This window comes from Candidatus Sodalis sp. SoCistrobi, assembly GCF_900143145.1.
Lineage (GTDB): Bacteria > Pseudomonadota > Gammaproteobacteria > Enterobacterales > Enterobacteriaceae > SoCistrobi.
In genome coordinates this window covers 1-10011 of record NZ_FRDB01000104.1, presented here as the reverse complement: position 1 = coordinate 10011, position 10011 = coordinate 1, and the positions used below count along the sequence as shown (strand labels likewise).

Genomic DNA, 10011 nt, shown 5'->3' with positions numbered 1-10011 from the left:
TTCATGGCGGAGCGGCCCAATCAGCTTTGGGTGGCGGACTTCACCTACGTCAGAACGGCGCAGGGCTTCGTTTATGTGGCCTTTATCGTCGATGTGTTCGCCGGCGTTATCGTCGGCTGGCGGGTCTCAACGTCGATGGAGACATCTCTGGTGCTGGATGCGCTGGAGCAGGCGCTTTGGGCTCGTCGCCCAGGGAAAGGGGTGATCCATCACTCAGACCGAGGCTCACAATATGTTTCATTAGCGTATTCAAAGCGTCTGAAGGATGCTGAAATCCTGGCGTCAGTTGGCACTACCGGCGACTCCTACGATAATGCGATGGCAGAGAGTATCAACGGGTTGTACAAAACGGAGGTTATCCACCGCGGGAGCTGGAAAAACCGGACGGAAGTGGAGTTGGCCACGCTGGACTGGGTGGACTGGTACAACAACAGAAGGCTGCTCGGGCGGCTGGGTTACATCCCTCCTACTGAAGCCGAAATGAACTATTACGCTTTGCAATTAGCATCAGAGGAAGCGGCGTAGTATTGCCAAAATTACTCTCTAATAAACTCGGGGTTATTCACAACGCGCCGTTAGCGGTGACGTTCGCGCAGGCGGCCGATCACCCGGCTTAGATCCAACTCCTGATCCTGCAATAGCACCAGCAGATGATAAAGCAGATCCGCCGCCTCGTTGGTCAGCTCCTCCTGGTCGTGCACCGTAGCGGCCAGCGCGGTTTCCACTCCCTCTTCGCCGACTTTCTGGGCGATGCGTTTTGTGCCGCTGGCGTACAGGCTGGCGGTGTAGGAACTTTGCGGATCGGCGTTTTTACGCTCGCCAAGCAGCGTTTCCAGCGTGTAAAGGAACCCCCAATCGCTGGCGGCGGGATGGAAACAGCTGCTGGTGCCGTTATGGCAGGTTGGCCCTTGAGGATGGGCCAAAATCAGTAGCGTATCGTTGTCGCAGTCAGGGTGAATGCTGACCAACCGCAAAACGTTGCCGGAACTCTCGCCCTTGGTCCACAGCCGGCCCTTACTGCGCGAGTAAAACGTCACCTGACCGGACTGCTCGGTCGCCTGCAGCGCGTCGGCATTCATATAGCCCAGCATCAAAACCTCGCCGGAGACGGCGTGTTGGACGATAGCGGGCAGCATACCGCCGGTTTTTTGCCAATCCAGCTGCTGGTGCTGTTGTTCGGTTAACATAATCTGATTTCCACTCCCTCTGCCGCCAAAAACTGCTTTAATTCACCAATATTAATGATCTGCTTATGGAACACCGACGCCGCCAGCGCGCCGTCCACCTGCGCATCGCGAAACGCCGCGAGAAAATGCGCCATCGTGCCAGCGCCGCCGGAAGCGATAAGCGGAACGTGGCAGCGTTCCCGGACCTGCCGCAACTGCGGCAAATCATAGCCATTCCGCACGCCGTCCTGATTCATCATATTCAAAACGATCTCCCCCGCGCCGCGCCGCTGTACTTCCTCTACCCAGTCCAGGGTTTGCCATGTGGTGATGCGGGTGCGGGTTTCGTCGCCGGTATATTGATTGACCTGATAACGCCCGCTCGCGGCGTCGAACCAGGTATCGATACCGACGACAATACATTGGACGCCAAAGCGATCCGCCAGACGGCTGATGAGTGTCGGGTCCGCCAGCGCCGGGGAATTAATCGAAATTTTGTCGGCGCCGTAAGAGAGGATTTCGCCGGCCTGCGCTACGCTTTGGATACCGCCGGCTACGCAGAAGGGAATGTCGATGACCTCGGCGACGTCGGCTATCCAGCGCTTGTCCACCACCCGGCCGTCGGCGGAGGCGGTGATATCATAGAATACCAGCTCATCGGCCCCTTCTTCGGCATAGCGGCGCGCCAGCGGCACGATATCGCCGATAATTTCGTGATTTCGGAATTGCACCCCTTTTACCACCTGGCCCTGCCGGACATCCAGACAGGGAATTATGCGTTTTGCCAACATGCCAGCGCCTCCGCCACGGTGAATTTATTTTCCAACAGCGCGCGGCCGACGATGACGCCCTGCACGCCGCTGTGGCGAAGCGCCGCGATGTCCGCCAGGCTGCCGATGCCGCCGGAAGATTGAAAAGCAATATCGGGCCAGGCGTCGCACAGCGAGCGATACAGCGACACATTGCTGCCCGTCAGCGTGCCGTCGCGGGAGATATCGGTACACAGCACATGCTTCAGCCCGAGCGGGCGATATTGCGCTATCACCTGTTCAAGCGTCGCGCCGGAATCTTCCTGCCAGCCGCTTATCGCCACCCGGCGCCGACCGTCGTCGTCGATGCGCACGTCCAGCGCCAGTACCAGCGCATCAGGGCCGAAACGTTCAAACCAGCGCTGTACCTCCTGCGGCTGGCGTACTGCGGTGGAGCCGACCACCACACGGGTGGCGCCTGCCTCCAGCAGCGCCTCGACATCCGCCGCGCTGCGAATACCGCCGCCGACCTGCACCAGCGCCGGCGCCACCCCGGCCAGCAGCCGGCGCAACAGCGGGATCTGGCGCGCTTGCGGACTGCGGGCGCCGGTCAAATCCACCAGATGCAGCACCTCGACGCCCTGGCTGAGGTAATCTTGCAGCCGCGGCAGCGGATCGACGCCGTAATGGCGTTGAGTCTGATAATCGCCCTGATGCAGCCGCACGACGGCGCCATCAATCAAATCCAAAGCGGGTATAATCACCGGTTACATCTCCAAAAAATTTTTCAGCAGCTGGCGGCCGGCGGCGCCGGAGCGCTCCGGGTGAAACTGCACGCCGAAGAAATTATCCTGTTCCACCGCGGCGGTAAACGGCGCGCCATAGCTGGCCTGGGCGATGGTGGCGGCGCACAGCGGCATGGCATAACCGTGGACGAAGTAAAAATAACTGCCGTCGTCAATGCCGCGGAACAGGCGATTGCCGGCCTGGGCGGTCACCTGATTCCAGCCCATATGGGGCAGCGGCAGACCGACGTCCGCCATGCGCGTGACCGGCGCGTCGATAATGCCGAGGGTGCTGACGCCGCCATTTTCATCGCTGGCGGACCCCAGCAACTGCATGCCGAGGCAAATGCCCAACACCGGCTGGGTGCAGGCTTTAATCAGCGCAATGAGTTCCCGCTGCCGCAACTGTTCCATGGCCGCCTGGGCGGTGCCGACGCCCGGCAGAAATAATTTGTCCGCCTGCAACACGATGTCGGCGTCGCGGCTGACGACCGGTTCATAGCCCAGACGGCGTACCGCGGCGGTGACCGAGAACAGATTGGCGCAGCCGGTATCCAGCACAACCACGTTCATCACAGTACCCCTTTTGAGCTGGGCAGCGTGTCGCCTTCCACGCGGATAGCCTGGCGCAGCGTGCGGCCAAAGGCTTTAAACAGGCTCTCCACCCGATGATGATCATTCTTGCCTTTGGTACGCAGGTGCAGGGTGCAGGCCATGGCATAGGAAAGTGAACGAAAGAAATGCTCTACCATCTCGGTGCTGAGATCGCCTACCCGCTGAAAACTGTACTCGGCTTTGTATTCCAGATGCGGTCGGCCGGAAATATCCAGCGCGCAGCGCGCCAGGCACTCGTCCATCGGCAGCACGAACCCGAAGCGACCAATACCGCGTTTGTCTCCCAACGCCTTGTTCAGCGCTTCCCCCAGCGCCAGCGCGGTATCTTCCACCGTGTGGTGATCATCGATATGCAGATCCCCCTTTACCGCGATATTCATGCGCAGACCGCCGTGGGTGGCAATCTGATCGAGCATGTGATCGAAAAAACCAATGCCGGTATTGATTTGGCTGTCGCCTTCCCGGTCGAGCCAGACGTCCACATCAATGGCGGTTTCCCGCGTGACGCGATTAACGCGCGCGTGGCGGTCGCGGCGGGTCAACTGCTCGGCAATCGCCGGCCAATTGAGCGACGCGCGCTGATACCGCAGCCCGGTAATTCCCATATTGGCCGCAAGCGCCATGTCGGTTTCCCGGTCGCCGATGACATAGCTGTGGGGGCTATCCAACGCGCCCTCTTGCAGCCAGGACGTCACCATCCCCGTTTGCGGTTTGCGGCACGCGCAGCCGTCGCTGGGTAAATGCGGGCAAATCAACACCTCATCAAACACAATGCCCTGGGAGGTGAAGATGGCCATCATCAGATCATGCGGCCCGTCGAAATCCGCCTGGGGAAAACTGGCGGTGCCCAGGCCGTCCTGGTTGGTAATCATCACCAGTCGGAAGCCGGCTTTTTGCAGCGCCAGCAGCGCGGGGATGACGCCGGGCTCCAGCGCCAACTTATCCATGCGGTCCACCTGGAAATCCGCCGGGGGTTCGCTGATGAGCGTGCCATCGCGATCGATAAACAGGACTTTCTGATTCACAGGGACTCCTTGCTGGAAGAGGGTTTCAACGCCTTTAACGCCGCAATCACGCTCTGGCACTCCGCCAGCGTGCCGATGGTAATACGCAAACAGTCGGCCAAGCCCGGTTGTTTGCTTTGATCGCGTAAAATCGTACCCTGATCCCAGAGGGTTTTGAACACCCGATAGGCCGGATCGCACCGGACCAGCAAATAATTGCTGACGCTGGGATACACCGCGCAAATACAAGGGCACTCCGCCAACCCGCGCGCCAGCGTCTCGCGGTTGGCGTTGATTTCCGCCACCCGCGTCCGCGTTTGCCGCAATCCCTCATCCGAAAGCGCCTGTTCGGCGATATCCGCCACCGGTAGCGCCAGCGGGTAGGGGGCGATGACTTTTAACAATAGTTGAATCACCTCGGCATTCGCCAGGACAAAACCGCAGCGCAGACCGGCCAGGGCGAAAGCCTTGGACAGGGTACGCAGGATGACCAGATGCGGGTATTCGGCGAGCCAGTTCACCACGCTCGCCTGCGGGCAAAAATCGATATAGGCTTCATCGACCACCAGCAGCGCGCGGCCCCGGGTCATTTCCAGCAGCGCGCGCAGCGTCTTCGGGTCTATCAGGTTACCGGTGGGGTTGTTGGGGCTGCAAATATACACAAGCTTCACGCCGTCGAGCCGCGCGCGAATCGCCGGCAGATCCAGTTGCCAGTCCTGACGTGCCTCAACCGTGCGGCGCGCGATGCCGAACGTTTCGGCGCTGACGCTATACATGCCGTAGGTGGGCGGGCAAAACAGAATGGCATCGGCGCCCGGCTCGCAAAAGGCGCGGATGAGTAACTCAATGCCCTCATCGGCGCCGCGGCATACCACCACCTGCTCCGGCGGCACGCCCGCGTAGGCGGCATAACCGTTAATCACGCCGGCCGGTTGACAGGCAGGATAGCGGTTGAGATCGCCGCCGCGCAACCCGTACGCCGGCGGAAGGGGATATTCATTGGCGTTCAGCCAAATATCGCCCTGGCCACCCAGCCGGCGCGCGGAGAGGTAAGGCTCCAGCGCCAGCACGTTGGCGCGGGCTAAGTGACTAATGCTCATTGCGGCTCCTTGAGCGCGGCGACGCGCAGCGTGATGGCGTTTTTGTGTGCGGTCAGGCGCTCGGCCTGCGCCAGGGTTTCAACCGTCGGCGCCAGCGCCAGCAGACCGGCGGGGGTAAGCTCTTGCACCGTCATCCGTTTTTGGAAATCCGCCAGCCCCAGGCTGGAACAGGTGGCGGTATAGCCATAGGTCGGTAGGACGTGATTGGTGCCGGAGGCGTAATCGCCCGCGGACTCAGGCGACCAGTCGCCGAGGAAAATGGAGCCGGCGCTGGTAATGTCCTCTACCCAGCACCCCGCATCGCGGGTTTGGATAATCAGATGCTCCGGCCCGTAGCGGTTACTAATGGCGACGCACTCGGCCAGATCGGCGGCAATGATAAGACGGCTGCCGGCCAGCGCCTGGCGGGCGATAGCGGCGCGGGAGAGTGATTGCAATTGGCGTTCGGTTTCCCGGGCCACCCGCTGCGCCAGACTGGCGTCGGGGGTAAGCAGGATCACCTGCGAGTCGGGGCCGTGTTCCGCCTGTGACAGCAGGTCGGCGGCGACAAACGCCGGATTGGCCTGCGCATCGGCGATGATGAGCACTTCAGACGGCCCGGCGGGCATATCGATAGCGGCCCCGTCCAGGCACTGGCTGACCTGGCGTTTCGCCTCGGTCACCCAGGCATTGCCCGGGCCAAAAATCTTGTCGACCTTGGCGATGGTCTCGGTGCCAAACGCCATGGCGGCAATCGCCTGCGCGCCGCCGACCTGATAAATGTCCTGCACCCCGCACAGCGATGCGGCGTAGAGAATTTCATCGGCGATGGGCGGCGGTGAGCAGAGGATCACCCGTCGGCAACCGGCGATGCGCGCCGGCGTCGCCAGCATCAGCACCGTGGAGGGCAGCGGCGCCGAGCCGCCCGGTATGTAGAGCCCCACCGCGGCCACCGGCCGGGTCACTTGGCGACAGCGCACGCCGGGCTGGGTTTCCACATCGACCTCCGGCAACTGCTGGGCGCGGTGAAAGGTATCGATATTCGCCACCGCCGCCGCCATCGCCTGTTTGATCGCCGGCGACAAACGCTCGGCGGCTTGCGCCACCGCCGCATCCGTAATACGCAGTTGCGGCGTCTCGGTGCGGTCAAAACGGACATTCAGGGCACGCAACGCAGCGTCGCCCTCCTGACGCACCTGCTGCACGATGGCGCTAACGGTGGCGCTGATGTCCGCCTGGGCATCCACCGCCGGACGGGTCAGGAGTCGCGCCTGTTCGGCCGCGTCGCAATCGCGCCAGCGCACCGGCTGGGAAAAAACTGTGGCGGTCATGGTTCTCACTCCATCATCTTTTCAATGGGCAACACCAGAATCGAGCTGGCGCCGAGGGCCTTCAGATTTTCCATGGTTTCCCAGAACAGGGTTTCGCTGCTGACCATGTGCATCGCCACACGGTGTTGATCCCCCGCCAGCGGCAGGACGGTCGGCCGCTCCGCGCCGGGCAGCAGACTGATGATGTCATCCAGCCGTTCGGTCGGGGCGTGCAGCATGATGTATTTCGATTCCCGGGCCTGGATGACCCCCTGGATACGGACCAGCAGCTTATCCACCAGCGATTGTTTCGCCACCGACAGCTCGCCGTCGCGCTGGATAAGGCAGGCCTTGGAGCGATAAATCACCTCCACCTCGCGCAATCCGTTGGCCTCAAGGGTGGCGCCGGTGGACACCAAATCGCAGATGGCATCGGCAAGACCGGCGCGCGGCGCGACCTCTACCGAACCGTTCAGCAGACAGGACTTGAAGGTGATATCGAGTTTATCCAGGTACTGTTTTAACAAATGCGGATAGGAGGTGGCGATGCGTTTGCCGCGCAGGCATTCGGGGCCGGTCCAGGGGGTGTCCAGCGGCAGGGCCATCGACAATCGACACCCGCCGAAGTCCAGCCGGCGCAGAGTAAAGTAACGGGGATCTTCTCCTTGGGCGCGACGGGTCAGCAATTCCTCTTCCAAGACGTTCTCACCGATAATGCCGAGGTCCACCACGCCGTCCATTACCAGACCCGGGATATCGTCGTCGCGCACCCGCATGATATCAATCGGCATATTCTCCGCAAAGGCCAGCAGGCGCTGCTGTTGCAGATTGATTTTGATGCCGCATTGCTCCAGCAATTGCTGCGATTCTTTGCTTAACCGGCCTGATTTCTGCATTGCTATCCGTAACCGTGATTTGTCCAACATGATGTCCTCTGCCGTAACTAAATTATTTATCCAAGCCAAAAAAAAACCCTCGGAAGAAATCTTCCGAGGGCTCTCTCTGACATTCTGCGCCGCTGGAAGATTAAAACGTCTTCCAGCACTCATCGCCTGAAAGACTAGTCAGGATGATGGTGGTGGTGGTTGATCAGAATGTTCGTCATTGCGTGTTCCACAGGTCGCATTACTGAATTTTCAGTAAACAATGCCGATAACCTAACTATGTTTGATGCAGAGTGCAACACTTTTTTGTGTCGACACCCGGCGCTTTCGCGACCGCTTCGCGTTAAGCTTACCGGAAGCGGGAGAACTAACGGGAGCGGGCGCAATGAAAAAAGTAGCGATTGTCGGATTGGGCTGGCTGGGAATGCCGTTGGCGCTATCTTTATTGGCCCGCGGCTATCAAGTGGTGGGCAGCAAGACGCGGCCGGACGGTGTCGAGGCGGCGCGCATGAGCGGTATCGAATGTTATCAACTGAACCTGACGCCGCTGCCGGAGGCCGATCCGGACGATCTGGCGGCGCTGTTCCAGGCGGATGCGCTTATCATTACGTTGCCCGCCAGCCGCACGGTGGAGGGGGCCGACAACTATTTTCTGGCGGTCCAGCAGGTGGTGGACAGCGCGCTGGCGGCCGCGGTGCCGCGCATTATTTTCACCAGTTCGACATCGGTGTATGGCGAAGGACCCGGCGTGAAGCGCGAGGAAAGTCCGACCGCGCCGTGCTCGCCGGCGGGCAGGTGTCTGGTCGAGCTGGAGAACTGGTTGCATCAATTACCCCACACCTCGGTGGATATCCTGCGCTTGGCGGGATTGGTAGGGCCGGGCCGCCACCCGGGGCGCTTCCTGGCGGGGAAACAAGGCCTGCCGGGCGGCGGGCAGGGAGTCAATCTGGTCCATCTGGCGGATGTGATCAGCGCCATTACCCTGTTGCTCCAGCTGCCGCGCGGTGGCCATCGCTATAATTTATGTGCGCCGGGGCACCCCGCCAAGCGGGACTATTATCCGGCCATGGCCCGTGCTTTAGGCGTGCCACCCCCGGTTTATCTGGCGGCAAGCGGCGCTGAAGAAGGGAAAATCATTGACGGCAGCCGGATTGGTAAAGAGCTGGGCTTCGACTATCTCTATCCCGATCCTGCCTTCATGCCCTTAGCCTTATATCTTGATCATTGACTTTCAAAGGTTAATGATCCCCAACTGATCATTGGGATGTTACTGGTGAGTTTGTACTCTGCCTTAAGCTTACAGCTTGTACGTCAGATTAAACCCTGGTGACATATTCATAATCGTCTTCAAGACCGAACGGTATCTTGTGCTACGAGCACGTATTTATAAGGAAGGTCAGGGCGATATATTCAATTATCTGTTTTTTATGGAAGAATCTACCATGCTCAAAACCTCAGTGGGTATTGATGTTGCCAAATTAAAATTCGACGTTGCAGTCTGGGTTGAGAGAAAAAAATACAAAACAAAGGTGTTTCCAAATACTTCATCTGGATTTGCCCAGTTGCTAAAGTGGTTATCTGTTTACGGAGATTGCCATATTTGTCTTGAGGCTACGGGAATTTATAGTTTTCCACTGGCTACGTTTCTGGTTGATAATGGTATTGATGTCAGCATAGAAAATCCATCACGTATCCATTCATTTGGTGAAAGTGAACTGAGTCGGAACAAAACGGATAAGGGGGATGCAAAAATGATCGCCCGCTATTGCGCCCTGCATACGCCAAGTCTTTGGACCCCGCCTCCATTGAGTGAACGTCAATTAACAGCCCTGGTGCGCCATCTAAAGAATCTGGAGGAAGTGAAGCGAATGCATGAAAACCGACAGTCAGTGGCTGATGCTATCGTTGAACCCTCGCTGATTGAAATCATTGATGCACTAAAACAACAAATCCAGGCTACAAAAGAAAAAATAAGACATCATATTGACAGCGATCTTGATTTAAAGAAAAACAAAGCGTTGCTGGAAAGCATACCTGGAATTGGTGAAATACTGAGTGCGAGTCTACTTGCCTATATCGGTAATATGTCAAAATTCAGCAACAGTAAAGAAGTCGTGGCCTATGTCGGCCTGAACCCAAAACTGCATGAGTCTGGTTTATTTAAAGGACGTAGTCGCCTATCAAAACGGGGTCATTCAGAACTCAGAAAAGCATTATACATGCCGGCTTTAGCTGCCATTTCCTGTAACCCGATAATAAAAGCACAGTGGCAGAGGCTCGTATCACGCCACAAAGGAGGTAAAGTAGGCATCTGCGCGGCAATGCGAAAATTACTCCAATTAGCTTATGGTGTCTTAAAATCTGGAATACCCTTCGATGAAAATATAGCTCTTGCATCATGATGAGCAAGACGGTATCT

At 58.6% G+C, this 10011-nt stretch carries 11 protein-coding genes and 1 other annotated feature; of the genes, 3 read left to right on the top strand and 8 right to left on the bottom strand.

The window, feature by feature from the left end; genetic code table 11:
- The coding region (locus tag CINSTRO3249_RS08660) for an IS3 family transposase (RefSeq protein WP_125933110.1) at nucleotides 1–525 on the top strand (525 nt) is incomplete at its 5' end.
- Between the two features lie 50 nt (nucleotides 526–575).
- Here CINSTRO3249_RS08660 and hisIE read toward each other — a convergent pair.
- Genes hisIE through hisG form a run of 8 tightly spaced genes read right to left on the bottom strand, consistent with a single transcriptional unit; the run spans nucleotide 576 to nucleotide 7634 of the window.
- Complete coding sequence (gene hisIE / locus CINSTRO3249_RS08655) at nucleotides 576–1187, bottom strand: bifunctional phosphoribosyl-AMP cyclohydrolase/phosphoribosyl-ATP diphosphatase HisIE (protein WP_074012986.1); 612 nt, start codon at nucleotides 1185–1187, stop codon at nucleotides 576–578.
- Complete coding sequence (gene hisF, locus CINSTRO3249_RS08650; protein ID WP_074012985.1) at nucleotides 1181–1957, bottom strand: imidazole glycerol phosphate synthase subunit HisF; 777 nt, start codon at nucleotides 1955–1957, stop codon at nucleotides 1181–1183. Before hisF ends, hisIE begins: the two co-directional genes overlap by 7 nt.
- Nucleotides 1939–2679, bottom strand: coding sequence for a 1-(5-phosphoribosyl)-5-[(5-phosphoribosylamino)methylideneamino]imidazole-4-carboxamide isomerase (gene hisA / locus CINSTRO3249_RS08645; protein ID WP_074012984.1), 741 nt, complete (start codon nucleotides 2677–2679; stop codon nucleotides 1939–1941). Before hisA ends, hisF begins: the two co-directional genes overlap by 19 nt.
- A 3-nt stretch (nucleotides 2680–2682) precedes the next feature.
- Nucleotides 2683–3273 (bottom strand): imidazole glycerol phosphate synthase subunit HisH, encoded by a 591-nt coding sequence (gene hisH, locus CINSTRO3249_RS08640; protein WP_074012983.1) that lies wholly within the window; start codon nucleotides 3271–3273, stop codon nucleotides 2683–2685.
- Nucleotides 3273–4340: a bifunctional histidinol-phosphatase/imidazoleglycerol-phosphate dehydratase HisB gene (gene hisB, locus CINSTRO3249_RS08635; RefSeq protein ID WP_074012982.1), complete on the bottom strand. Its 1068-nt coding sequence runs from the start codon at nucleotides 4338–4340 to the stop codon at nucleotides 3273–3275. Before hisB ends, hisH begins: the two co-directional genes overlap by 1 nt.
- Nucleotides 4337–5419: a histidinol-phosphate transaminase gene (gene hisC / locus CINSTRO3249_RS08630; RefSeq protein WP_074012981.1), complete on the bottom strand. Its 1083-nt coding sequence runs from the start codon at nucleotides 5417–5419 to the stop codon at nucleotides 4337–4339. Before hisC ends, hisB begins: the two co-directional genes overlap by 4 nt.
- Nucleotides 5416–6729: a histidinol dehydrogenase gene (hisD, locus tag CINSTRO3249_RS08625; RefSeq protein ID WP_074012980.1), complete on the bottom strand. Its 1314-nt coding sequence runs from the start codon at nucleotides 6727–6729 to the stop codon at nucleotides 5416–5418. The genes hisC and hisD overlap by 4 nt, the downstream gene beginning before the upstream one ends.
- 5 nt (nucleotides 6730–6734) lie before the next feature.
- Nucleotides 6735–7634 carry an ATP phosphoribosyltransferase gene (hisG, locus tag CINSTRO3249_RS08620; RefSeq protein ID WP_074012979.1) on the bottom strand — a complete coding sequence of 300 codons (900 nt, stop codon included), beginning with the start codon at nucleotides 7632–7634 and terminating at the stop codon, nucleotides 6735–6737.
- Between the two features lie 37 nt (nucleotides 7635–7671).
- Nucleotides 7672–7793, bottom strand: a sequence feature (His leader region).
- 184 nt (nucleotides 7794–7977) lie between these two features.
- Here hisG and CINSTRO3249_RS08615 point away from each other — a divergent pair.
- Both CINSTRO3249_RS08615 and CINSTRO3249_RS08610 read left to right on the top strand, forming a co-directional pair.
- Nucleotides 7978–8820 (top strand): SDR family oxidoreductase, encoded by an 843-nt coding sequence (locus tag CINSTRO3249_RS08615; RefSeq protein ID WP_074012978.1) that lies wholly within the window; start codon nucleotides 7978–7980, stop codon nucleotides 8818–8820.
- A gap of 199 nt (nucleotides 8821–9019) precedes the next feature.
- Nucleotides 9020–9994, top strand: coding sequence for an IS110 family RNA-guided transposase (locus tag CINSTRO3249_RS08610; RefSeq protein ID WP_084790163.1), 975 nt, complete (start codon nucleotides 9020–9022; stop codon nucleotides 9992–9994).
- Nucleotides 9995–10011 lie beyond the last annotated feature (17 nt).

Bases quoted from the DNA above. Each gene is read 5' to 3' on its own strand.
- hisC (WP_074012981.1), bottom strand. From the start codon at position 5,419: ATGAGCATTAGTCACTTAGCCCGCGCCAACGTGCTGGCGCTGGAGCCT.
- hisH (WP_074012983.1), bottom strand. From the start codon at position 3,273: ATGAACGTGGTTGTGCTGGATACCGGCTGCGCCAATCTGTTCTCGGTC.
- CINSTRO3249_RS08615 (WP_074012978.1), top strand. From the start codon at position 7,978: ATGAAAAAAGTAGCGATTGTCGGATTGGGCTGGCTGGGAATGCCGTTG.
- CINSTRO3249_RS08610 (WP_084790163.1), top strand. From the start codon at position 9,020: ATGGAAGAATCTACCATGCTCAAAACCTCAGTGGGTATTGATGTTGCC.
- hisG (WP_074012979.1), bottom strand. From the start codon at position 7,634: ATGTTGGACAAATCACGGTTACGGATAGCAATGCAGAAATCAGGCCGG.
- hisD (WP_074012980.1), bottom strand. From the start codon at position 6,729: ATGACCGCCACAGTTTTTTCCCAGCCGGTGCGCTGGCGCGATTGCGAC.
- hisF (WP_074012985.1), bottom strand. From the start codon at position 1,957: ATGTTGGCAAAACGCATAATTCCCTGTCTGGATGTCCGGCAGGGCCAG.
- hisIE (WP_074012986.1), bottom strand. From the start codon at position 1,187: ATGTTAACCGAACAACAGCACCAGCAGCTGGATTGGCAAAAAACCGGC.